Source organism: Natranaeroarchaeum aerophilus (assembly GCF_023638055.1).
GTDB lineage: Archaea > Halobacteriota > Halobacteria > Halobacteriales > Natronoarchaeaceae > Natranaeroarchaeum > Natranaeroarchaeum aerophilum.
Genome location: NZ_JAKRVY010000002.1, coordinates 133,112 through 157,224 on the forward strand (window position 1 = coordinate 133,112; position 24,113 = coordinate 157,224).

General features: G+C 61.5%; 22 protein-coding genes. 15 read left to right on the forward strand and 7 right to left on the reverse strand.

The window, feature by feature from the left end:
- Nucleotides 1-259 precede the first annotated feature (259 nt).
- The gene (locus AArcSt11_RS05040; RefSeq protein WP_250595176.1) at nucleotides 260-1,405 is read left to right on the forward strand and encodes a glutamate-cysteine ligase family protein; all 1,146 of its coding nucleotides are present in this window, start codon (nucleotides 260-262) and stop codon (nucleotides 1,403-1,405) included.
- 38 nt (nucleotides 1,406-1,443) lie between these two features.
- Nucleotides 1,444-2,148, forward strand: coding sequence for a type 1 glutamine amidotransferase (locus AArcSt11_RS05045; RefSeq protein ID WP_250595178.1), 705 nt, complete (start codon nucleotides 1,444-1,446; stop codon nucleotides 2,146-2,148).
- Between the two features lie 23 nt (nucleotides 2,149-2,171).
- Here the strand turns inward: AArcSt11_RS05045 and AArcSt11_RS05050 are convergent, their stop codons facing one another.
- Nucleotides 2,172-2,705: a helix-turn-helix domain-containing protein gene (locus AArcSt11_RS05050; protein ID WP_250595180.1), complete on the reverse strand. Its 534-nt coding sequence runs from the start codon at nucleotides 2,703-2,705 to the stop codon at nucleotides 2,172-2,174.
- A 61-nt stretch (nucleotides 2,706-2,766) separates the two neighbouring features.
- Complete coding sequence (gene dph5, locus AArcSt11_RS05055) at nucleotides 2,767-3,540, reverse strand: diphthine synthase (protein WP_250595182.1); 774 nt, start codon at nucleotides 3,538-3,540, stop codon at nucleotides 2,767-2,769.
- An 89-nt stretch (nucleotides 3,541-3,629) separates the two neighbouring features.
- Between dph5 and AArcSt11_RS05060 the strand changes: the two genes are divergently transcribed.
- From AArcSt11_RS05060 to hpt, 6 genes are all read left to right on the forward strand, one after another.
- A complete protein-coding gene (locus AArcSt11_RS05060; protein WP_250595184.1) occupies nucleotides 3,630-4,190 on the forward strand; it encodes a thioredoxin family protein in 561 nt (186 codons plus the stop codon).
- A 263-nt stretch (nucleotides 4,191-4,453) separates the two neighbouring features.
- Nucleotides 4,454-6,340: an alpha-amylase domain-containing protein gene (locus AArcSt11_RS05065; RefSeq protein WP_250595186.1), complete on the forward strand. Its 1,887-nt coding sequence runs from the start codon at nucleotides 4,454-4,456 to the stop codon at nucleotides 6,338-6,340.
- Between the two features lie 55 nt (nucleotides 6,341-6,395).
- Nucleotides 6,396-8,210 carry an Ig-like domain-containing protein gene (locus AArcSt11_RS05070; protein ID WP_250595188.1) on the forward strand — a complete coding sequence of 605 codons (1,815 nt, stop codon included), beginning with the start codon at nucleotides 6,396-6,398 and terminating at the stop codon, nucleotides 8,208-8,210.
- Between the two features lie 8 nt (nucleotides 8,211-8,218).
- Nucleotides 8,219-11,827, forward strand: coding sequence for a LamG-like jellyroll fold domain-containing protein (locus AArcSt11_RS05075; RefSeq protein ID WP_250595190.1), 3,609 nt, complete (start codon nucleotides 8,219-8,221; stop codon nucleotides 11,825-11,827).
- Between the two features lie 118 nt (nucleotides 11,828-11,945).
- Nucleotides 11,946-13,283: a hydroxymethylglutaryl-CoA synthase gene (gene hmgB, locus AArcSt11_RS05080; RefSeq protein ID WP_250595192.1), complete on the forward strand. Its 1,338-nt coding sequence runs from the start codon at nucleotides 11,946-11,948 to the stop codon at nucleotides 13,281-13,283.
- 70 nt (nucleotides 13,284-13,353) lie between these two features.
- The gene (gene hpt, locus AArcSt11_RS05085; RefSeq protein ID WP_250595194.1) at nucleotides 13,354-13,929 is read left to right on the forward strand and encodes a hypoxanthine/guanine phosphoribosyltransferase; all 576 of its coding nucleotides are present in this window, start codon (nucleotides 13,354-13,356) and stop codon (nucleotides 13,927-13,929) included.
- Nucleotide 13,930: 1 nt separating this feature from the next.
- Here the strand turns inward: hpt and AArcSt11_RS05090 are convergent, their stop codons facing one another.
- Nucleotides 13,931-14,644: a helix-turn-helix domain-containing protein gene (locus AArcSt11_RS05090; protein WP_250595196.1), complete on the reverse strand. Its 714-nt coding sequence runs from the start codon at nucleotides 14,642-14,644 to the stop codon at nucleotides 13,931-13,933.
- A gap of 118 nt (nucleotides 14,645-14,762) precedes the next feature.
- Between AArcSt11_RS05090 and AArcSt11_RS05095 the strand changes: the two genes are divergently transcribed.
- A complete protein-coding gene (locus AArcSt11_RS05095; protein ID WP_250595198.1) occupies nucleotides 14,763-15,389 on the forward strand; it encodes a metal-dependent hydrolase in 627 nt (208 codons plus the stop codon).
- A 5-nt stretch (nucleotides 15,390-15,394) separates the two neighbouring features.
- Here AArcSt11_RS05095 and AArcSt11_RS05100 read toward each other — a convergent pair whose 3' ends face one another.
- The 3 genes from AArcSt11_RS05100 to AArcSt11_RS05110 form a co-directional block, all read right to left on the reverse strand.
- On the reverse strand, nucleotides 15,395-15,856 hold the full coding sequence (locus tag AArcSt11_RS05100) for a hypothetical protein (RefSeq protein WP_434803495.1): 462 nt from the start codon (nucleotides 15,854-15,856) through the stop codon (nucleotides 15,395-15,397).
- A 124-nt stretch (nucleotides 15,857-15,980) separates the two neighbouring features.
- Nucleotides 15,981-16,454: a DUF5812 family protein gene (locus tag AArcSt11_RS05105; RefSeq protein WP_250595200.1), complete on the reverse strand. Its 474-nt coding sequence runs from the start codon at nucleotides 16,452-16,454 to the stop codon at nucleotides 15,981-15,983.
- 45 nt (nucleotides 16,455-16,499) lie between these two features.
- Complete coding sequence (locus tag AArcSt11_RS05110) at nucleotides 16,500-17,039, reverse strand: DUF8056 family protein (protein ID WP_250595201.1); 540 nt, start codon at nucleotides 17,037-17,039, stop codon at nucleotides 16,500-16,502.
- A 161-nt stretch (nucleotides 17,040-17,200) separates the two neighbouring features.
- On the opposite strand from AArcSt11_RS05110, the gene AArcSt11_RS05115 reads away from it, so the two are divergent.
- The 4 genes from AArcSt11_RS05115 to AArcSt11_RS05130 are packed head-to-tail and all read left to right on the forward strand — an operon-like array spanning nucleotide 17,201 to nucleotide 21,144.
- Nucleotides 17,201-18,493, forward strand: coding sequence for a phosphoglucose isomerase-related protein (locus AArcSt11_RS05115; RefSeq protein ID WP_250595202.1), 1,293 nt, complete (start codon nucleotides 17,201-17,203; stop codon nucleotides 18,491-18,493).
- Nucleotides 18,494-18,518: 25 nt separating this feature from the next.
- Nucleotides 18,519-19,631 (forward strand): CPBP family intramembrane glutamic endopeptidase, encoded by a 1,113-nt coding sequence (locus AArcSt11_RS05120; RefSeq protein ID WP_250595203.1) that lies wholly within the window; start codon nucleotides 18,519-18,521, stop codon nucleotides 19,629-19,631.
- A 57-nt stretch (nucleotides 19,632-19,688) separates the two neighbouring features.
- Nucleotides 19,689-20,219 carry a 50S ribosomal protein L16 gene (locus AArcSt11_RS05125; RefSeq protein ID WP_250595204.1) on the forward strand — a complete coding sequence of 177 codons (531 nt, stop codon included), beginning with the start codon at nucleotides 19,689-19,691 and terminating at the stop codon, nucleotides 20,217-20,219.
- 55 nt (nucleotides 20,220-20,274) lie between these two features.
- Complete coding sequence (locus AArcSt11_RS05130) at nucleotides 20,275-21,144, forward strand: ATP-grasp domain-containing protein (RefSeq protein ID WP_250595206.1); 870 nt, start codon at nucleotides 20,275-20,277, stop codon at nucleotides 21,142-21,144.
- A 43-nt stretch (nucleotides 21,145-21,187) separates the two neighbouring features.
- Here the strand turns inward: AArcSt11_RS05130 and AArcSt11_RS05135 are convergent, their stop codons facing one another.
- Nucleotides 21,188-21,586 carry an Hsp20/alpha crystallin family protein gene (locus AArcSt11_RS05135; protein ID WP_250595208.1) on the reverse strand — a complete coding sequence of 133 codons (399 nt, stop codon included), beginning with the start codon at nucleotides 21,584-21,586 and terminating at the stop codon, nucleotides 21,188-21,190.
- Between the two features lie 237 nt (nucleotides 21,587-21,823).
- Between AArcSt11_RS05135 and gap the strand changes: the two genes are divergently transcribed.
- Nucleotides 21,824-22,843: a type I glyceraldehyde-3-phosphate dehydrogenase gene (gene gap, locus AArcSt11_RS05140; RefSeq protein ID WP_250595210.1), complete on the forward strand. Its 1,020-nt coding sequence runs from the start codon at nucleotides 21,824-21,826 to the stop codon at nucleotides 22,841-22,843.
- A 44-nt stretch (nucleotides 22,844-22,887) separates the two neighbouring features.
- Nucleotides 22,888-24,096, forward strand: a complete 1,209-nt coding sequence (locus AArcSt11_RS05145; RefSeq protein WP_250595212.1) for a phosphoglycerate kinase — start codon at nucleotides 22,888-22,890, stop codon at nucleotides 24,094-24,096.
- The last annotated feature ends 17 nt before the right edge of the window (nucleotides 24,097-24,113 follow it).

Consider the following 24,113-nt stretch of genomic DNA (forward strand, 5'->3'; position numbering starts at 1 on the left):
GGGTTTGCCTGAGAAAACCCCGTATCACTTGTGTTTGTTCGGATCTCGGGAAAATGCCACGAATATCGAATATCATAGGTCGTAACAGGTGTATAAACGGAAGATCCATATACCGCTCTCCGTCGGATCTATTCGTGTGAACAATGCACACGATATCGCCTGTGCGGTTCTGGCCGACTGAGAGTATTCCGGACGAGTCGAGACGGATCCGTTCGGGTCCCAGAGCGGCTTCACCGGACTCAAAGTAACGATCCTCACAATGTCCGACCTCACTGACAGCAGCTCCGGATCGAATCGGCGCATCGAAACGTCGCCGCTCCGGCGCAGTCTCGAAGTCGAGTACTGGGTCGTCGACGAAGCCGGACGGTTGACCTCGCCGGACGGGCTCGTGGAGGGTGCCGAGGGCGTCGAACGGGAGTTCGTCGAACCACTCCTCGAGATCAAGACGTCACCGTGTGAGACGACGGCGGAACTCCGCTCGGAGCTATTCGAGCGCCTCGGTCGTGCCCTGACGCGTGCCGATGCGGTAGGGAAACGACTCGTTCCGCTCGCAACGCCGATCCATCACGGCGAGATCACGGACCGGCCGAGCGAGCGGACGCGGATCCAGGATCGGGTCCTGGGGGACGATTTCGAGTACGTTCGGCACTGTGCTGGCACGCATATCCATTTCGAACAACAGCCTGGCTTCGAGATCGACCAGCTCAACGCGTTGATCGCGCTGGATCCCGCAGTGGCGCTGGTCAACTCCTCCCCGTACTACCGTGGGGAGAAGCTGGTTACTGGTGCCCGCTCGAAGCTGTACCGGCGGATGGCCTACGAACGGCTGCCCCATCAGGGACAGCTCTGGCCGTATGCCGACGACCGGGAGGAGTGGGCCAGACGGCTCGAACGGCGCTACAGCGAGTTTCTCACCGAGGCGGTGCTCGCTGGCGTCGATCCCGAGACGGCAAAACAGGCGTTTTCCGTCGAGAACGCCGTCTGGACGCCAGTGCAACTACGACACCGGTTCTCGACTGTCGAGTGGCGATCGCCCGATACCGCCTTACCGACGCAGATCCTACAGCTCGCCGACGACGTCGCCGGAGTCGTCGAGCGCGTCCGGGACGGTGAGTTCCGTATCGAGGGGGAGTCCGGACGTGTATCCGATGATGCCGTGGTTGCCCCCGAGTTCCGGACACTCGGGGAGTATATCGAGGCGGCGATCCACGATGGACTCGATGCCAACTCCGTCCGGTCGTATCTCGATCGGATGGGCTTCGATGTCGAATCGTACGAGCCACTGACAGCCGCCGTTGACGCCGGTCCGGACGTGTCCCCCGAACAGGCACGGGCGATTCGGCTGGAGTACGCCGACCGCCTGATAGACGACTTCGAGCAGACGCGCCGAGTTGCCGCGGACTGATCCGAGGAGAGTATGACACAGAGGAGAACGACACGATCATGACGACGCCCAGTATCGCCCTGCTGAACGCAGCACACAAAGCCGACGATACGCGGGAGAACTTCCGACGGGAACTCGACGCGGACGTCACCGAGTTTCACTGCCCGTCAGGAGAGCTCCCCACGAACTTCTGTTACGACGGGTTCGTGGTCACCGGTTCGCGGGCCTCCGTCTACTGGGACGAGCCGTGGATCGGGGCGTTGAAAGAGTGGGTCGGCGAAGCCGTCCGTGCTGGAGTGTCTGCGCTTGGCGTCTGTTTCGGCCATCAGCTACTTGCCGACGTCATGGGCGGAAGCGTACAGAGTATGGGCGAGTACGAGATCGGCTATCGGACGGTGTATCAGGACGGTGAGAACCGACTGCTGGCGGACGTGCCGGACGATCTGACCGTCTTTACGACCCACTCGGATCACGTTACCCAGAAACCCCCGGGAGCGGAGGTATTTGCAAAGAACGAGTACGGCATCCACGGCTTCCGCAAGGATCGCGCTTTCGCGGTCCAGTTCCATCCCGAGTACGACATGGAAACGGCCAGAACAGTAACGTCCTCCAAGTCCGATCAGCTATCCTCGGAGCGCATCGAAGATGTCCTCGCGGATATCACTGCTGAGAACTACGATGCTGCCTGTGAGGCAAAGCGCCTGTTCGACAACTTCCTAGAGTTCGTCGTCGAGGTACAGCGTGAACGCGCCACAGCGGACTGACGACCGGGACGATCGGCGACCGATCACTCGTCGACGAGCTCTACATCCAACCGCTCTTCTATGGCCTCGATCAGCGATCCACCGATCCCCGATTCCACCGCTCGGTTCTGTTCGACCGCGAGGAGATCCGATTCGGCGACATCGAGTTCCTCCGCGAGCTCCTCACGCTGGAGACCCGCGTCCTGACGAGCGCTCTCGACAGTTTCACCGTATCCACGGACGAGATACGGAAGCTGGTCGTCGTCGTAGTCGGTCCCCCCTTCCTCCCAGTGGCTGGTATCGCCATCCCACATGCTCTCGCCGCCGGTCTGTGGGCCGCTCGACTCGGGTGTCGTCGAGGACGAGCCGGTGGAGCCACTGTCGCTCCCACCGCCCTGTTTGCGCCGCTGTTTCTTGTCCTTGTGCGCGTTATCGTCGTGTGGGCGACAGTCCGGACAGACATCGAGCGTCGCTCCCGCAACCTTCGCGGTGCGAAGCGACTCGCTCGTCGCGCCACACAGCTCGCATGCAGCGCCGTCCCCTGAGCCCGAGGAGCCGCCGGTCGAGTATTTGGCCATACGTCGTGTAGAACGGTCGGTCATTTGAATTTCGCGGTCCCCGGCCGGTGTCTCCGCCCACTTAATCGATTTCGAGGTCTGCCCGGTTCGCGCCAGCGAGTTCACAGAGTGCGTCGGCTTCGAGCAGGTGGAGTTCGCCGGGGATGACGAGCAGGTGCAACGGGTCGCCGAACTCGCGGTCGGCGAGGTCCGACAGTGGGGCAGCCTCGACCAGCGGTTCCGGACTGCCCGCGCGGGCGACGACCACGCCCACGAGGTCTGGGTACTCCTCGGCGAGCAGTGTCGCACCGATGTCGGCTGTCATGTACTCCTCGCGATCGGCCTTGATATCGAGATAGACGACCGTATGCAGATCCTGCTCGCGGTTCGCGTCGATGGTCTCGGTGACACTTGCGGGCAGCCCGTCCGCACCGTGGGCATAGGGGAAGGGAAGCGTCGTCGCCTTGCCAAATCGGTAGTTCTGCAGTCCGGTGAGCGAACTCGTCGCCGTCTGGGCGGTAACGCCGTGGATCACGCGCGTCTCGATGTCGCGCTCGTGAGCACGGAGTCGCAGATCGACATGTGTCGTCGAGATCATGGTGTCGCCGGCGGTGAGAAAGACGGCATCGCCCGACTCAGCGGCATCGAGGATCGGTTCCGGCTCTTGCTCTACACCCGCGCGATCACGCACGTCGATATCGATGTCGTGGTGGGCTTCGAGTTCCTCGACGCTGGTCCCGATCAGTTTGCTGGTATAAAACTCCGCGAACGCGTGGTCGGCCTCGCGCAGGGCGTGTTGGCCCTCGACCGTGATCGAACGCTCGTCGTAGAGTCCGAGTCCGACGAAAGTGAGCATAGAGCTATTCGGAGTGGGTCAGTGAAAAGGGGTGTGTGTTCGGGTCGTGCAGACACAAGCGACAAAACTGAGCCGTCCGAAGTGGTGATATGGTACTGAAAGAATCCGATCCTGCACTGGAGGACGGAGACCCTGCGCCCGAGTTCGAACTGCCAGCCGTCGACGGCGAAACCTACACGCTCGACTCGTTCGCGGACTGTGATGCACTCCTGATCGTTTTCACGTGTAACCACTGCCCGTACGCGAAGGCGAAGTTCGAGCATCTCAACGAGCTCGCGGGCTCGTACGATGACGCCGCAGTCGTCGGCATCAATCCCAACGACGCCGAGGAGTATCCCGACGACTCCTTCGAGTCGATGGTCGAGTACGTCGAGGACGGCGAGATTGCCTATGATGCCTACCTACGCGACGAGTCACAGGATGTCGCCGAGGCCTACGGCGCAGTCTGTACACCCGATCCGTTCCTCTTCGCGAAGGAGGATGGCGAGTTCCGACTGGCCTATCAGGGGCGGCTGGACGACGCCATGGATCCTGATGCGGAGGCAACCGAATTCTACGTGCAGCAGGCGATCGAATCCATCCTCAGCGGTGAGCCGGTCACGGTCGAGTGGCGTCACTCGCAGGGTTGTTCGATCAAGTGGCGCGACTAGCGCGGGCGAGCATTTGGGCTGCCCGTCGACGGTCTACCCTCGCCGTTCTTTGCGTTGAGTTTGTTGCGTTCCCAAATCAATTAAAAATCTAACAACACCTGGACAGATCCGTTTAAAATATTTTATAGCTTATTTTGTGGATTTAGAAGCTCTTATTTTTGTTTGAACCAATACATCATTCGTTTTGACAGTTGTCGCTACAGATTAATTTCCATTAACATGTATGAACAATATTTATAATGGATGATTCCTCAGCACGAACCATGCCAGCAGATCACAACAAGCTGCGCAGTAGCGAGATCACGCGCCGTGACGTCGTAAAAGGCGTCGGGGCAGCAGCCATCGGTGCCGCCGCCGCTGGATCTGCCAGTGGGACAGTTGCCGCAAACGACGCACCCGGTGAGACGTCGATGCTCCAGTACTTCCACACCGAGTGGACGGAGATGGAAGCCAACATGGACACCGTCGCCGACGCCGGATTCGACGCGATTCACGTGCCCGCCCCACAGGAGAGCGTGCTCACCGAGGAGGATCAGGACGAGGAACATCCCGAATACGGGCCGGAGTACCCGTATATGCCACCGCTTGGCTACCAACCGTACGACCGCACCTCGCTCGACAGCGAGTTCGGTACCGAAGCGGAGTTCCGCTCGATGATCGACGAGGCCCACGCACAGGGCATCGACGTGATTGTCGACATCGTGCTCAATCACAACGGCTTCGGCCCCGAACTCGACGAGTTCCCGAACGTCAACTCCGAACACTTCTATCAGGAGGGCGGGATCGAGGGATGGATGTACTCCTACGACCCCAACGACGACCGCTGTTACGACGAGAACCAGTGGGAATGTGATCCGTGGGCGATCGAACATCACGACCTCGTCGGCCTCCCGACGCTGGACTGGACCACCGACACGGTGCAGGACCTGGCGTACGACTATCTCCAGTTGATCGCCGACTGTGGCGCGGACGGCGTGCGTTGGGACGCCGCCAAACACATGCACAACTGGGTGTTCGAGGACTTCCTCAACCCGTGGGCCGACGAGCTCGGCCTCTACACCGTCGGAGAGGTACTGTTCGAGCCGATCGGCTACATCGACGAGTACGCCCAGACGGGGATGGATATCACCGACTATCCGCTGTTTTACACGATGAAGAACGATGCGTTCACTTCCGGTGGGGACTTCCGCGCTCTCGACGGTTCAGATGCGGGCTACGTCGCCCAGAACCCGTTCCAGTCGCTGACGATGATCGCCAATCACGACAGCGCGCCCCCTGAACTCGAGGAGCTCGCCCGCGCGTTCATCCTCACTTACGAGGGCTACCCACGCGTCTACAACTATCTGATCGACTTCGACGACCCCGACCTGCAGAACCTGCTGTGGATCCGCGGGAATCTGCTCGGTGGGTCGGCGATCACCCGCTACGTCGACGAAGACCTCATCATTTTCGAGCGCGAGGACAACGCGATCGTCGCACTGAACAAAGGCTGGGGTGACCGAAGCGAGTGGGTGAATGTTCCGTGGACCGACGAACCACTCGAAGAGTACACAGGCAACGCCACCGATACCGAGGCCAACAGTGACGGCTGGGCACCGATCACCGCACCCGCAGGCGGCTGGGCCGTCTACGCGCCCGAAGATGCTGGCGGCGACGGCGGCGACGGCGGCGACGGCGGCGATGGCGGCGATGATGGCGACGGCGACGGCAGCGACGATGACACGTCGGACGAACTCGAAGGCACCTACGCCCTTCGCGCGAACCACAGCGACAAGGCCATCGACGTTGAGAACATCTCGACGGCTGACGGCGCGAACGTCCACCAGTGGGAGTACCTTGGCGGTGACAACCAGCATTGGGCTGTCGAGTCAGTCGGCGGCAGCGAGTACCGCCTGACTGCCCAGCACAGCGGCAACGTACTTGCGGCAGCAGGAACCGCTGACGGCGACAACGTCCAACAAGAGGAGTGGACTGGCGACGCGAACCAGCGCTGGACGCTCGACGACGTCGGCGACGGCTACGTCGTCGAAAACGTCGCCAGCGGTCGTGCGCTCGATGTCGACGGCATCTCCACGGACGACGGAGCGAACATCCACCAGTGGGAGTACGTCGGCGGCGACAACCAGGAGTGGACGCTCGATCCCGTCTGATCGGGTCGATTTCGCCAACAGCCTTTTTGTTGCCGGATACATTCGGGTCTGTAGTATGAAGTTTCGGGGCGACGAGCGCGGCGCGGCCATCCAGATCGGGGCCGTGATCCTGTTTGCCTTCATCGTCATCGCGATGGCGTCCTACCAGGCCACCGTCGTCCCCAGTCAGAACTCCGGCGTGGAGTTCAATCACAATCAGGACGTGCAGAGTCAGATGGTCGATCTGACGGCCGGACTTGACGCCTCCGCGCGTGATGGCACGCGGGGGTCGCATGCCGTTCGGCTCGGGACGACCTATCCCTCTCGGACGTTGTTCGTGAACCCCGGATCGCCGAGCGGGCAGTTGCGGACGGTCGAGAGTGGGAATGGGCAGATATCGGTTGATATCACGACCGATGACGACGACCGGGTTGATAGATTCTGGACTGACTACGACGGTGATTTCGATACGACAAGACTCCAGTACCAACCCAATTATAATGTCTACAATAACGCGCCAAGGACGGTCTACGAACACGGCGCGCTGTTCAACGAAAACCCAAGCGGTTCACCGACTGAGATTATTTCCGGTGGACTCGTTGACGACGGCGAGATCACACTGGTCGCACTTCGAGGGGACGTACAGTCGGCGTCAAGTTCGGCGGTGTCGGTCGACCGCCGCGCGCTCAGTAGCTCCTCAAACACCGTAACAGTCGAGAGTGGGACGATCACGCTACCGATCGAGAACGAGGAGTACTGGAGGGACTGGGAAGAGCGAACCGACCCTGACGGCATCAGTATCTCAGTTCAACAGGATCCCGACAGGGTGATATTGGATATTACTGATACGGTCGAGATCCGCATGGCGGAAGTTGGCATCGGAAGCGTGTCACACGCAACACCGAATGAACGTGTCGAATATGCCGTCCTAACTGATCCCCAGCGACCGACAGTAACTGTCGAAGTCCGAGACGAATTCAACAACCCTGTATCGGGGGTCTCTTTCACTGGAATTGACGGAGGAGAAACGAACAGAGAGCGGACAGATCGGAACGGCGAGATCCGTGTCAGCGAGATCGACGACGGCGGATTCACGATCGAAGGGCTGGGAAAAATCGGTGACGTCGAATTCACCGATGAGGAACTCGAAGACGCGCCATCGACTGGAGGTGGTGGCGGAAGCGGCGGCAGCATCGCTTATTATGTTGACTGGCTCAGTTGTGACGAGCAACCGGACCAAGTGTGCAACGATGGCGCATATGAAATAGGCCAAGGAGAGGAGCGAGAGTTCTGGATGGAAGCGACCGACGACAATGGTAACGTTCGCGTGAGCGGTGCGCCAGTGGATTTCTACGTTAAGGATTCGGCAGGCGTCGTTGATGATCACGACCCAAAGTCGGGTCAAACAGGATCAGATGGTTACAGTACTACAGTAGTAGACGTCGCCAACGATGCGAGCGATGGAGAGACGTTTACGCTCGGCACATCGAGCGGCGGTGATTTCGAAGAAATCACGATATTAATCGGTGAATCTACTGGTCCGCAACCGTCGTTCGGTACAGTATCGGCGCAGGCCAGTGGACCGGGTGGCGGACCAGTCGCAAACCGACTTGATTCGGTTGCATTCGATGGGAATGTCGACGACGTCGATTCGAGTGGATCGATCCGCTTCGAGTTGATCGACGACGGCGACATCTATTACGAGAACGAAAGACCGATGAGCGATACTATCGACACATCGGCTGAACTCGAAGGCGGTGACCGACGGGACGTTCCTGTTGACGTCCGGATAACACTGTTAAGTAGCTCCGGTAACGTGTACGATCAGTTGACTGGGACGTTCAGCGACAACAACGAGGAACTGTCGACCGAAAACGGCGATCTCGAATGAGATCGGAGATGAATGACAATCTACGGGAGTCCGGATTTGGGGTAGACACCCGCGGCCAGGCCATCCAGATCGGCGCACTTCTCCTGTTCGCCGCGCTGATCGTCGCCGCGGCGGGCTATCAGGCCGGAATCGTCCCGGACCAGAACTCGGAGATCGAGTTCAACCACAACCAGCAGGTGCACGGCGAGATGGTCGAGTTGCGAAACGCCATGCTCGTCGCCAGCGACCGGCAGAGCACACAGACAAGACGCGTCACCCTCGGGACCCGATATCCGGAGCGGACGCTGTTCGTAAATCCGCCACCAGCGAGCGGTTCGCTACGGACGAGCGACCGGCAGGAGATCCGCTTTGAGAACGCCGACAGCACGGGCGCGACGACGTTTACCACTCGGTCAATCGAGTATCGGCCACGCTATTACGAGTACCGTAGCGCGCCGACGACGGTGATCGAACACGGAGCGGTGTACAACGACCACGGGACTCGCGTGCTGGCGATGACCGACACCGCGTTGATCGAAAACGGCGAGATCTCGCTCGTGCTGGTCGACGGTGAGTTGTCGCTGGCAGGCGATCGGGTCCGACAGGTATCGGTCGATGCGGCGTCGGCTCGAAGCAGGACGGTGCCGATCCAGTCGGCTGACGGCGACGAGTTTACCCTCGAACTCCCGACGCGACTGTCCGAGGAGGACTGGGCGGACACGGGCGCGCTCGACGGCCACGACTTCGAGGTGACAGACGGCGTGTTGCGTGTCACGCTCGATGGGGAGCGTTCGTACGATCTCACGATAGCCCGACTCGGGTTCGGAGGCGATATCGAGCCAGCGGAGCCCGCGTATCTCACCGAAGTCGAGGGGGAGGACGACGTGACCGTCGAATTGCGCGATGAGTACAACGCGCCGATCGAAGGCGAGACGGTGACGCTGTCGGTCGCGGACGGTGATGGGAGACTCGAATCGGGGGACGCGACCGGTACCGAGACCGATCTGGTGACCAATCGTGAGGGACAGGTCAGCGCGAGGTACGTTCCCGGCGATGGTGAGACAGGGACTGTGACGGTAGAGGCGTTCCACGAGAGTGACAGCGTCGGCTCGGTCACCATCGAGTTCGACGTCGCCGGTTCGACCGGTAGCGGGGAATCACGACCGGGGAGCGGCGCAGTCGTCTGGAATGAGGACGATCCGACCGTCGCGGACGCCGACAGCGAGTTCTCGCTTGAAGCCACGAACAGCCGCGGTGACACACTCGCCAACTTTGCCGTCAGCGATCGGGATGTCGTGCAGATCGTCGACGCCCCGGAATCGTTCACTGACGGGACCGCAGAGCCGACGTTCGAGATCGATGGCGATGCGGCGAGCGCATCAGGCAGGGACAGCTGGTACGCGTACGTCTTCGACCGATCTAGCGGCGACCGGCTGACACTCCAGCTACCGGATACCGTCGGTGTGGTCTGGGAGACACTCGAAGACTGGGCAGACGCCGACGAGCAGGATGGTGTTGTCCACGAGACGTTCGGCGACCGACAGGACGACGCGATCCAGCTGGGCTACGAGGGAACGGACGACGGGCTCGTGGGATACTGGCCACTGGATGAGGAGGACGACACTGTTGCCGAAGACGTCTCTGGGACCGATAACGACGGCGATCACGCTGACAGTCCCGTGATCGGCGCTGACGGGCTGCTCGAAACGACGAGTTACGAGTTCGATGGAGAGAGTGGGCACGTCGAAGTGCCCCATGACGAGAGCCTGGAGATGAGCGACGGCGACACAGTGACGGTCTCCACGTGGGCGAATCAGGCGAGCGATCAGAGTGGCGAGGAATGGGTCGCACTCGTTCAGAAGTCCGACACCTCGTTCAACCTGCAGTTGGCCAACGGAAACGAGCCGACGTTTACGATCCACGACGGAGGATGGAACGAGGCAAACAGCGGTATCGAACTGGAGACCGATCAGTGGTACCACCTCACGGGCATCTACGACGGGGACGAAGCGCGGATTTACGTCGACGGCGAACTGGAAGGAACCACGACGGTCGATGGCGAAATGACCGACGCAAGTGAGTTCGGTGTTGGAATCGGTGAGAATCTGGATGCATCAGGGCGGCATCTCGACGGGCGGATGGACGAAGTACGATTGTACGATCGGGCGCTCACTGAAACCGAAGTAACTTCGCTCGAAGACATTCGTACCGGCAGCTACACGAGCGGCGAAAGAACTGCTACGGAGCCGTTAGACCTCGAAACGCTCGAGCTGACAGGTGTCGACGTGACGACGAACGACGGTGATGCGTTAGTACAGGTCGAAGCAGTCTCCGATGACGGCTCGACGGCGACCAGCGATCCGATCCCGCTAGATGGGGGCATCGAGAGCTACACCGTTGAGGGACTCACAGGAGAGGCCGACAGCTTCCGGCTGCTGGTCGAGATGGGGACACCGACCGTCGAGCGCTCGCCCGTCCTGTCCAGGGTCGAGCTATCGGGTGACAGCTTAGCAGACGACCCCGAGCCGGTCAGAGTGAACTTCCAGCCACCGGACGCCGAGTTCTCCGGGGAAACGCCTGAAGGCTACCTCGCAGATGTCGGCGAGGCGTTCGGCGATCACGATGCCGATGTCGACTACGGCTGGATCGACGGCCCAGTTGAAGAGTACCGCGAGCGTGGGAGTGTCGATGATGTCCGATACGACACGCTCGCACACATGAACTGGGACTCCGCTGACGAGGAGTCCTGGGCAGTCGCCATGCCGGACGGCACCTACGACGTGACCCTCGTAATGGGTGATCCGGATCATACCGACTCTGAACATACGGTTACGGTCGAGGACACCACCTTCGTCGACGAGGAGGGCGAAGGCGGGTCGAACTTTGTCACACACCAAGGCACCGTTGAGGTGACCGACGAACAGCTTCGGATTGACTCGGCTGGCCTCGGCTATAACCAGAAGCTGGCGTTCGTTGAGGTCACGCCCGCAGCCGACCCCGGATTGATCGACGACTTCGAGTACCCGACGAGTGTCCTTGACGATCAGTACCGTGTCAACTACGACGGATCGCCGACCAACTCCCACTCGACCGCAGACGGTCAGTTGGTCCTCGGCGACAGCTCCCGGCTCTACTCGGCACCCGGGCTCGGTGGTCCGGAGCCGTATGCAGAGCGGGACCTGAACTACTATCCCGAACAAGACGATCAGATCACCGCTACGACTACTCTCGGGCAAGAAGACGTCGTCACAACGTTCAATTTCGGCGTCGACTCCGATGAGCCGATTCGGGGATACACAGTAAAGCTCGATCCGACAAGCGAGGATCCGGGGAACGACGCGACCGTCCAGCTCTACAGCGAGGACGGCGATTTCGAGAACTACCCGAACCTCGACGATCAGGAGATCGACCTCGACGCCGGAACCGAGTACGAGATCGTCGTTGATTGGGGCGAAGACACAGTGCAGTTGCGTCTGTTTGAGGTGAATGGGGAGGAACTGACGGATGAACCGCTTCGTGTCGACAGTATCGATGAGTTTGACAGCTATCGTGGTATCGCGGTTCAGAACAGGTATCTTGACGATCCCAACGATGGAGAAACTGTCTGGGAGGAGATTCGGTCAGATATCAACGGCTAAAACCCAGCTGTCGGGACGGTTATGATAGCGACGTAGAGTTGTTTCATTTCCTGTGATTACGGCACATGTCGAAACCCCTATCGACAAACCCATATAGAACCTTCACACACGTTTACCCATGACTGAAGTCGGTATCGACGCCATCGAGATCAGGACGGGCAACCTCAGACTCGACCTGCCGAACACGTTCGCGCCCCAGAAGGGCGAAGATCCCGAGAAGTACACGAAGGGGCTCGGGCTGACCGGAAGCTCGTTCCCGGATAGCTACGAGGATATCGTGACGATGGCGGCCAACGCCTCCCATCGGCTGATGGAGCGCAAAGGACTCGAACCCGAGGATATCGGACGGATCGACGTCGCGACCGAGAGCGCCTTCGACAACTCCAAGCCGGTGTCGACGTACGTCGCAGGCTGTCTCGAACAGGTCTACGAGGGCGATTTCCACCACGCGAACAAGGGCGAGCGGAAGTTCGCCTGTATCGCGGGCACCCAGAGTCTGGACGACGCGTATAACTGGATCCGGGCTGGACGAAATCGCGGCAAAGCGGCGATCGTGATCGCGACGGATACGGCGCTGTACGCGCGGGACGACCCCGGCGAGGCGACACAGGGTGCGGGGGCAGTTGCCATGCTCATCGACGAGGATCCGGATCTGGTTTCGCTGTCCGTCGAGCAGGGGTATGGCTCGGCTGACGAGACGGACTTTCTCAAGCCCAACCAGCAGTTCCCGAGCGTCGACGGCAAGCGATCGGTGCAGGTGTATCTCGCGCGGATGCGCGAGGCGCTGGAGGACTACAAGTCGGTGGCGGGGGCCATCCACCCCGACGACTTCGCGTACGGTCCCTTCCACACGCCGTTCCCGGGGATGGTGCGCAAGGCCGCCGTGCTGGCGTACCGGAACCTGATCCGCGATACGGACATCGCCGACGTGCTGGCCGAGGAGATCGGCGAGCAGCCCCGGCGCGATGACTTTGCGGATGACGACGCCTTCTTCGACGCACTGACCGAGTACACCGACGCGCTCTCGGGGACCGAACGGTATCAGGACTGGTACGGGGCCACGATCGAACCGACGCTCGGTATCGCTCGTGAGGTCGGCAACTGGTACACCGGATCGGTTCACGTCGCGCGGATCAGCGCGCTCCGTCACGCCGCAGCAAACGACATCGACCTCGCCGGGCAGCGCCTGCTGGTCGGCTCCTACGGCAGCGGGGCACAGGCCGAGATCCATACCGAGACGGTCCAGGAGAACTGGCGCGAGGAGATCGAGGCGCTGAACGTCGACGAGCAGCTCGATCGCCGGTACGAGCTTACGTTCTCCGAGTACGAGGAGATCCACGACGCGCACAACCACGAGATGGACACCGAAGTCGAGGAGCTCACGACGCCCGAGTCCGAGTTCGTCTTCGACGGCTGGGGCCGGATGGGCGAGCGCAAGTACCGGTACGTCGAGTAGCAGAGACGAGCGGGAGACAGACCCGGTTTCGCCCCATTCATTTTTTGCTCGATGCCGTCGATATCCCCCTATGGAGACGCTCAAGCGCACGCTGCGCGAGGCCCCCATCGTCGATCGAGGCGAGTACCAGTACTTCGTCCATCCGGTAACCGACTGCTTGCCGGAGGTCCAGCCGGACCTGCTACGCGAGATCGCAACTGCATTCGAGGCGGTGGTCGATCTCGATCGGGTCGACAAGATCATCACGGCCGAAGCGATGGGCGTCCATCACGCCGCGGCCCTGAGCATGCAGACGGATATTCCGTTCGTGGTCGCCAGAAAACGCGCGTACGGCTTCGAGGACGAGGTTGCGGTCCACCAGACGACCGGCTACGCCGAGGACGAACTCTACATCAACTGTATCGAGGATGGAGAGCGCCTGCTCTTTGTCGACGATGTCTATGCGACCGGCGGGACGATCCGAGCAATGTGTGATGCGATCGCCGAGACCGGCGGCGAACTCGTCGAGGCGGCGGTCGTCATCCGACGCCAGACGGGTGAGGAGCCGGTCGATCTACCGATCGAGGTCCAGCACTTGCTCGAAGTGGATATCGTAGATGGAGAAGTGGTGATCCTCGACGACGTGACGGCCGAGGCCACCGAGTAAGTCAGGGCAGGTCGCGGATCGAATCAAGCATCCCGTCGACATCGGCGTTCGAGACGGCCAGTGAGTAGCCGTCGATCGCGGCCAGCTTCGGCGCGTGCTCCCAGAGATCATCAGGGTCGAGACCGTGGAGGACGACCGCGTTTGGCGTCGGATTGACCACGCGAAGCGCGACTAGCGGCGACTCCCCGCGGGTGACGCCGGTAAAGACGAGGCTCCGGTTCGTGCTCTGGCCGTACAGTCGGAAGAACTCCTCGCTGGAGAGGCGGGTGATCGCGCTGATGCTGTCTATTACCGTGTGACCGGTTATCGACTCCTGTTCGCCCTCGACGATTTCGGTGGCGGCGATGGCATCGTAGAACCGACCGAGCGGGATCGAGGTCGAGTACTCGCGCAGATCGAGCACGATATCGCTCTCGAACCCGGCCGAGAGTACGCGGGCGTACTGGCGGATCCGGTCGCCTCCGCGACGCTCGTCGATGGCGAGCAACGCCTCGACGATGCGATTGATAACGCTGATGCCGGGACTCGCCCGGCGGCCGCTCTCGTAATCGCTGATAACGGACGAGGAGATGTCGAGCTGATCGGCGAGTTCGGTCTGGGAGGCGTCGAAATCGGTTCGCCATTTACGCAGGGTTGCGCCGGGATCGTCGCTCAGCGTAATCTCGCCCGCTATCTTCTCGGCGAGGTTTCGCCTGGGGTCCTGCTGGGTCGTCATGCAGAGTGCTGTGCGAGCGCGAACCAAAAGAATATCGAAAGAAGCATTCGACAGTTGCCGAACTCCGCCGGAGTACAGGCAACATAAACGCTAACATGGAACAGCCTCGAAGAAATATATGCCCTCGACCGTCGTTCACGTCGCGTTCGCCGGACTGATCGGGACAGCACTGCTCGCACGCCACTTCGACGCGAAGTCGATCTGTATCGTCATGACCGTCAGCGCCGCTATCGATCTGGATACGATCATCGATATCTGGATTCCGGGCGCACACCGTGCGTACTTTCACAATCTCGTCTTTCCGACCCTGATACTGCTGGGGCTGTGGTGGGACGTCCGCTGGCGCGAGGAATCGTACGTCAAAGGCAAGTGGGGCGATTGGGGCGTCCGGGTTACCTGGGTCAGCATGGTCGCACTGATTTTTGGGCATATCCTGCTCGATGCCTTCTTCAACGGTGTAAACCTCTTCTGGCCGCTGCACGACCGGTTTTACGATCTCTCGGGCGAGCTCCTGATCTCGGATCAACGCGGGCTCGTCCAGACGTTCATCGACGGCGAGACCGCAGAAGGCACCGTTGCGGAGACACATTACACGACGGGTGTGAATCCCACGCCGGGAGAGACGCCCGGGGACGTAGAGCGGCGATTTCCCATCGCGGGGACCGGCGAGCGGTTCGTGCTGACGATCACAGGGTTTGCGGTCGTCGCGATGCGCCTGTACGAGGAGCGGCGTCGGGGAGAGTAACCAGATCAGTCCTGTTCTCGTACCGTCGATCCGACTACCAGCGCCGCACCGATGATCACGAGATTCTTGATGATATACTGCCCCTCGACCGTGAGCGCGTGGGGGAACGTGACAAAGGCCACGTCCGGCAAGAGCACGAGCGGCAGGAACGTGCCCGGCATCTGGAGCGCCAGTAGCAGGATACCGACCCGGATCAACGGCTTGTAGAGGAGACAGATCCCGATCAACACCTCCCAGACGCCCAGAACCGGCACGAACAGTTCGGGCGGGACGACGTAGACCGTCGCGGCGACGAGGTCGCCCGCTGGACTGACGCCGAAGACCTTCAGCGCTCCAAACCAGATAAACACGACACCGAGCCCGAACTGCAGAATCGGAAGGCTCCAGCGGTCCATCCACGCCGCGATTTCTTGATCGATGGTCTCGAAACGATCTCGATACGGCTCTAGCTGTTCGGGGAGTGACATCGTGGACATTCTGATTACGCCTATACCGAAACTAGGCACTGGTGGGGCTTAATCGCGTCGTCTACGAAGAAACAATAATTAGGAACTTGTGCGCTCAGCGGCCGAGCAGCCAGCTCTCGCCGGTTCAGTCGGGGAGGTATCTGACGTTGAGCAGCCCCTCGTCGGCGTCGGATCGGACCTCGACCCGGACGGCGTCGAGCCGGGCCGCGCGTTCGAGTGTTGCGAGGTCATCAACCACATCAGCGGTGGCAGCCGCAGTTTCCGATGGGGGTACAGAGATAACGTGAAGTTCGCCAGTTCCGGCACGTTCGACGCGCTCGGCGTCGCCGACCGACTGCTCTGTAGCGATCTCTCTGGCCTGTTTTGTCGGCGAGAGATCGGAGTCGACGATCTCGATCTCCCGACGAGCATCGATCTCGACGACCGACCAGACGACGTCCATCGGGGGTTCCGGCTCGATGGTCGCGTCGACGACGTCCCGTTCGCTCACGTCGGGATTCGAGGCGAGCGTGTGTATCTGCCCGTTCGTCACGTCACGAAAGACCGCCGACTCGTCGTCGGCCGAGGTGACGACGAAGGTACCAGCTTTTTTGCTCACATCTACCGTAGGCGATCCGGGACACTTTGGGGTTTCGCGTCGCCCCTATCGCCAGATCCACCGCTGGACGGCGAAGATCAGGATCGCACCGATCACTGGCGGGAGGAGTCCGGTGAGCGAGGGCAGTCCGTAGAGAAACTCGATTACGGGGGCCAGCAGTGCGGGGGGATCGGAACGTGCGTCTGCGGGAGCCGATATCACGAGTGCCAGATACATCGAGGCCACAAACAGGTACCCCGCGATCCCGAGGGCGGCGTCCCCCTGGCGATCGGCGCGGCCCTTCTCGCGGTTCTTCGCTGCGTAGAGCACCGGGCCGACGAGCGGCGCGAGGAGGGCGAGTCCGACCAGCGGCAAGAGCGCCCGACCGATCATATTCAGCGCCGTCTGACCTTCCGTCTGGTCGATCCAGATGGGTAATCCGAGCAACACGAGCGCCACCATAAAGAGACCAACCAGGGCGCTGACGACCGCATACGAGCGCAAAAGCAGTGAGTCACTCGACCGAAACGTCCGACCGTAGGACTTGCGGAGGATGCTCCGGGAGCTACTCTCCGTCGCTGCGCCGTCCGTTGCCGCGTCAGTCATTGCTCGACGCTTGGGCTGGAACGGGGTTAAACCGCCCGATACACCTGATGGACCGTCCCGGGCGTTCTCAGCCCATCTTCCCAGCGATTGACACCGAATTGATTTCCCGCCGCCCAACGCTGTACGGCGGGTTTTTGATCCCGGCGCGTCCAACTGTTCGTATGGACGTAGATATCGGTAACGCGCTCGCTACGGAGGCCTCTCCGGGGATCTCCCGCGCAGCGCTGGAACGACTTGACGAGGACGTCGCGCAGGCACACGAGCGGATCCAACGTGGTCGGGCGAACAGTGATCATGGCTACGCGGCGCTGAACCTTCCAGCGACAGCGCATCCGGACACGATCCGCGCTGCCGTCGAACCGTTCGACGACGCCGACCATCTTCTGGTCGTGGGCATCGGCGGAAGCGCGCTCGGCGCGGCGACGCTCGTGGACGCGCTGGACGGCGACCTCTCGGTCCACGTCCTCGACAACGTCGATCCGGCACACATCAACGACTTGCTGCAGTCCGTCCCGCTCGCCGACGCCGCCGTCAACGTCGTCTCACGCTCGGGGACGACTGCTGAGACGCTGGCGAACTTCCTCGTCGTCCGCGACGCCATGGACCAGGCAGGCGTCGACTGGACCGACCGGACGTTCGTGACAACCGGCGATGAAGGGCCGCTGCGGGATCTTGCCGGGACACACGATCTGCCAAGTCTGCGGGTCCCAGATGATGTTCCAGGCCGCTTCTCTGTACTCTCTACAGTCGGGCTTGCGGCGGCCGTACTCGACGGACACGACATCGACGCGATTCTTGCGGGGGCAGGCGAGGTCGCTGACGGCCTCACTGGCTCGCTGTTCGAGTGTCCCGCATACGCCTACGGCGCGACCACATACGCGCTGGACGCTCGCGGCGCAGCGGTCAACGCGATGATGCCCTACGCCGAGTCCCTGGAGACCTACGCGGAGTGGTTCGCACAGCTCTGGGCCGAGAGCCTGGGTAAGGACGGTCTCGGACAGACGCCAGTCCGGACCCTCGGCGCGACGGACCAGCACTCCCAGTTACAGCTCTACCGTGCAGGCCCGCGAAACACGATGGTGACGCTGGTTAGACCGACCGAACGGACCGACCGCGAGATTCCGACGACCGATATCGAGGGGCTTGCCTATCTCGGCGATAGCTCACTGGGCGAACTGCTCGACGCTGAATTCGCCGCAACCGAAGCGAGTCTCGCCGCGGCGGGACGCCCCAATGTCCGGGTGGAGATTGATCGAGTCGACGAGCGCGGTCTCGGAGAGCTCCTCTACGGGATGGAGGCCGCCTGTGTACTGGCGGGAGAACTCTACGGCGTCGATACGTTCCAGCAGCCCGCTGTTGAGTGGGGCAAACGTGCGGCTCGCGGCCTGCTCGGCGGTGGCGAGTTCGAGGAGGCCGACGCTGTCGACGCGAAAACGACATTGCGGATCGAATAGCGCCACTGGAGTAGTGGCCCAACGCATGGACCGGGAGAGATTCGTCGATATGGGGATCGCCTGCGCGGCTCTCACTGCGGCCGTGACGCTCCAGCCCTGGCCTTCACCGGCGGTGGTTGATGATTCCCTTCCGATCCCGGTCTCACCGCCGTTGGTCGCCACCGCGTTCGCACTCCTAGCACTTGCCGGGTTTCTTGGCCGCCGGTACGGCTGGCTCGGCCGCTGGACCGGTGTGGTGGCAACGGTTGGCGGAAGTACAGGGGCGGTAATACCGTCGGTGTCCGTGATCGTCGTGCTGACCGACGCGGGGATTGCGGTATCGATCTGGCCGCCGCTGGCAGTTGGACTCGGCGTCACGACCGGTGTGATCGGGATGGTTGACTGGGCGGAACTTCGGGTCGACGATCTGCTCGACCGGTTGGACACGCTCCTCGTCGCCAGCATCGTCGCGGTGACTGCAGTCCTCGCTACCGGGATTTTCGATGTGCTGGTCGGTTCGATCACAACCGCCCTGCTGGCTGTTGATCGGGGGCTCGCAGATGCTGTGACTGGCCAGCTTGCGGCCGCAGCCGGACTCTGGCTCGTCGTGGTGGTGTATCTCTACTGGCGAGAGGGAGGGATTACCTCTATTGATCTACGCTGGCTGGACACGCGGGACCTACTGTACTGTCTCGGAGGATTCATTGGATTGTTGCTCGTCTTGCTTCTCAGTGCGGAGCTACTGGCTGGACTTGGAGTTCCCTCGTCGCCGTCTGGTGTCACCGAAGGCGCCCCCGAGCCCCGTCCTGAACTGTTCCTCGCTGTACTGCTCATCTCGGCGTTGCTGGTCGGGCCGGTCGAGGAACTGCTCTTTCGGAGCGTGATCCAGCGATCGTTGTACTCCTCGTTTACCCGGGCAAGCTCGGTCGTACTCAGTAGCATCCTGTACGCCGCGATCTATCTGCCGGCATACGCTACGGCTCCGTTCTCGGTCGCACTCGCCGGTCTCTCGCTGGCGTTCACCCTGTCGCTCGTACTGGCGGTCACCTACGCACGTACTGACAACGTCCTCGTCCCTGCGCTCATTCACGGCGCGTTTAACGCCTTCCAGTATGCGGTGCTGTACGTTGCCGTGGTACACGAGGTTGGAGTCGGGTGACTGTCCGGCCCTTCGAAGGCTTTATCGGCCGCCTCGGCGTCCGTCCCGATAACAACCATGTCCGAGAAACCCGCCTCTATGTATCGGCAGATCGACAAGCCATCGTACACCCGCCGCGAGTACATGGGAGGAATTCCCGGCTCGAAGATCGCCCAGCACCAGATGGGTGATCTGCAGGCCGACCCCGACGACTACCCCGTCCAGATCAGTCTGGTCACCGAGGAAGCCGTTCAGTTGCGCCACGGCGCGCTCGAAAGCGCCCGCCTGTCGGCGAATCGCCACCTCATCAAGGAGTTCGGCGAGGGCAACTACAAGATGACGCTGCGGAAGTTCCCTCACCAGGTCCTGCGTGAGAACAAACAGGCAACCGGTGCCGGGGCCGACCGTGTCTCCGACGGAATGCGCCAGTCGTTCGGCAAAATCGTCGGTACGGCCGCCCGGATCCCCGAAGGCGACCGCATCTTCACCGCCTGGTGTGATGTCGACCAGGCCGTCGAGGTCAAAGAGGCCTTCCGCCGCTCGTACAACAAGCTCTCGCCGCCGTGTCGCATCGTCGTCGAGCGCGGCGAAGAGGAACTCGTCTCCTGAGATCGGTCGGCGACCGAACAGCATCCTTTTGCGTTTCTGCTCCCCAGTGCCGGCTATGATCGACCTCGTCGCGGTCAACCGCGCGGAGACGTTCGAGCGGATCCGCGACCCACTGGCAAACCGGGACATTCGACTTCACCACGTTCCAGTTACTGAGCGGACACTCGCACTGACTGACGATGCCGCCCGACGTGACGAGTTCGATGTCGGCTTCGTCTATCCGGGACGATTCATGGAAGGTGGGGTTGCCGACGCACTGTTCGATATCCCATGGATCAACGGCCGCGAGGCGGTCGTCACTTCACGAAACAAGGGTGGCGTGATCGCTCGACTCGATGCCGCTGGAGTTCCAGTTCCGAAGACGGTTATGGTCTCGAACCCAGTCGGCCAGGACGAGTTGACCGACGTTTTCGAACGGTTCGAGCCGCCGGTTGTCGTCAAGCCCAACTCGGCGACACGCGGTGTCGGCGTGGCGAAAGTCCACGATCTCGATTCCTTTCTGGGCGTCGTCGATTATCTGGATCTGGTGCACGACTACCGCGCGACCGGCGACAAGTCGTTTCTCGTCCAGGAGTACGTGGCGGGCGCGACCGACTATCGGGCGATGATCGTTGACGGCGAGTACGTCGGTGCCGTCGAACGGCGGTTGCCGGATGACGCGCTTCGCTCGGGGCAGTGGAAACACAACGTCCACCGTGGTGCGGACGCGACCGGTGTCGATCTGCCGAACCACCTGCGCGAGCTGGCCGCACGGGTAGCGGCGGAGCTAGATATTCCGTTGCTTGGGGTCGATCTGCTCGTCTCCGAGGATCGGGCGGTCGTCAGTGAGACGAACGCGCGGCCGACGGTCGATGCGGCGACGAAGTACGAGGAGGGCTTCTACGACCGACTGGCAATGTTGATTGAGCAAGTGGCAAAGGAATGACGGGGCGTCGAGCCTGTGTCGGCTGAGCACGAGCCCGGACCGCTCAGTCGAGGTCTATGTCCGCTGAGTCATCGGCGCGGTCGAAGACGACTTCGAGGACGCCGTTGTTGTAGGTTGCATCCGCGGAGTGTTCGTCGACGGTACCCGGCAGAGAGACCTTGTCGTCGTATTGACGGCGCTCGTTCGCCGCGGAAATCGTCAGTACTTCGCCATCGCACTTGAGATCGATCGCTTCCTTGTCGACGCCGGGAATATCGGCGATCACACGGATTTCGTCGTCGGTTTCGTGGATGTCGACGTGGGTGTCGGTGCCGAACCCGGGGCCGGACTCGAAGCCAGCGCTGGACTCGAAGTCGACGTCACCGCTCATCATATCGTTCATCATCCGCTCGATCTCGCGAAACAGATCGTCGAAGGGATCGTCCCGGTCGTCGCGTCTCATGGCTGTAGGTAGTGACTAGCCGAGCAAAAGCCTTCTGTCCAGTCGTAGCTCTCCTATCGTTCGAAGGGCTGTTTGCAGTGTTGCCATCTCAGTCGCAATTGACTGGTTTGTGTCTGTCAAGTTCTGATCTACACGCCGTTTGATCCTCAACATCGGACCCGGTTTCTACATAATAGTTCATCTGTCGGACGGAGTTTTAGATAAATACTTTACGTGTGACAGAGAAACACTACAGGTATGAGTGGAACTGCAGACGACCCGCTTCGTGTAGGACTGAACGGCTTCGGTCGTATCGGTCGCAATGTGTTCCGAGCAGCGCTCGAGGACGATGGTATCGAAATCGTCGCCATCAACGATATTATGGATGTCGACGATATGGCGTATCTCCTCAAGTACGACAGCGTCCACGGCCGGACCGAGGACGTCTCGATCGACGGCGAGACGCTCGTGGCCGGCGATGCGTCCGCCGATGTGCTCACGGTCAAGGATCCCGCAGATCTGCCGTGGGACGAGTACGACGTCGACGTCGCCTTCGAGTGCACCGGTCTCTTCCGCACCTACGACGAGGCCCACAGCCACGTCGAGGCAGGTGCCGACAAGGCGTTGATCTCCGCGCCCGCAAAGGGCGAGAAAGACGTCCAGACGATCGTGTACGGCGTCAACGACGACGAGTACGACGGCGAGGATGTCGTCTCGAACGCCTCCTGTACCACGAACTCCGTCTCCCCGATCGCGAAGGTGCTCAACGACGAGTTCGGCATCGAATCCGGCGTCCTGACGACGACGCACGCCTACACCGGCTCCCAGAACCTGATCGACGGCCCCAAAGCCAAGACCCGACGTGGTCGCGCGGCCGCCGAGAACATCGTCCCAACCTCGACCGGTGCCGCACAGGCGACCACCGAGGTCCTGCCGGAACTCGAGGGCAAGCTCGACGGGATGGCGATGCGTGTCCCGGTCCCGAACGGCTCGATCACGGACCTGACGGTCGATCTGGCCGAGGAGGTCTCCGCCGAGGAGGTCAACGCCGCGTTCGAGGAGGCCGCTAACGGCGAACTCGAGGGCGTGCTCGGCTACACCGAAGAGGAGCTCGTCTCCAACGACATCATCGGCGAGCCGTACTCCTCCTTCGTCGACGCCAACTCCACGATGAAAGTCGAGGACGGTCTCGTGAAGGTCCTCGCATGGTACGACAACGAAGTCGGCTTCTCGAACCGCATGCTCGACGTCGCGAAGTTCATTGTCGACGAAGCCTAAAGGACCGACTACCTTTTTAGTTCACCGCAGCCCATACCCAAACTATGTTCGAAACTATCGACGACCTCGACGACCAGCAACGACTCCTGATGCGCATCGACGTGAACGCCCCCGTCGACGACGGGGAGGTGCAGGACAACCGCCGGTTCGTCCGCCACGCCGAGACGATCTCGGAACTGCTCGCGGACGACCACGCAGTCGCGCTGATGGCCCACCAGGGCCGTCCGGGGCGTGACACGTTCGTTACGCTCGAACAGCACGCCGACATCCTCGCGGAGCACGTCGGCGAGTCCGTCGAGTACGTCCCCTCGACCTATGGCGAAGAAGCCCTCGACGCCATCGACGACCTCGAATCCGGCGACGTGATCCTGCTCGAAAACGTCCGGATGACCGACGAGGAACTCGCCGATCTGACGCCCGAAGAGCACGGCGAGACCGAGTTCGTCCAGACGCTCGCGCCCGAGTTCGATGCCTACGTCAACGACGGTTACTCGGTCGCCCACCGCGCACACACCTCGATCGTCGGCTTCCCGCAGGTCATGGACAGCTACGCTGGCCGGGTAATGTCCGACGAGTACGAGTACAACACCAGCGTCGAGCGCCGCGAGTTCGACGGGAAGGTCACGATGGTGCTCGGCGGGACGAAAGCCGAAGACGTCATCGCAGCGATGGAGCACCTGGATGAAAAGGTCGACCAGTTCCTGCTCGGCGGGATCGTCGGTCACCTGTTCCAGCGCGCGAACGGCTACGACATTGGGACGGACACGCCGGAAGGTCCCGGCGGTCTCTACGATGACAACTGGGAGGCAAACGAAGAGACGATCCGCGAGGTCATCGACGAGTACGGCGATCGGATCTCCCTGCCCGTCGACGTCGCCCGGGAGGGCGAGGATGGTGAGCGGGTCACCGATCGGATGGAGAACCTGCAGGGATCGCCCGACGCCTACATGGACATCGGCGAGGCGACGATCGACGAGTATCGCCCGCACGTCGAGGAGTCCGAGGCCGTCCTCGTGAAGGGTGCACTCGGCGTCTTCGAGATGGAGGCGTTCAGCTACGGGACCCGCGGCGTCCTGCAGGCGGTCGCCGAGACCGATTGTTTCTCGGTCGTCGGCGGTGGCGATACCTCCCGTTCGGTCGAGATGTACGATATCGGGACTGAAAACTTCAACCACCTCTCGATCGCTGGGGGCGCGTACCTGAAAGCGCTAACCGGGGAGCCGCTGGCGGCGATCGAAGCGCTCGAAAAGTAGCGCTCCACTCTCGGATA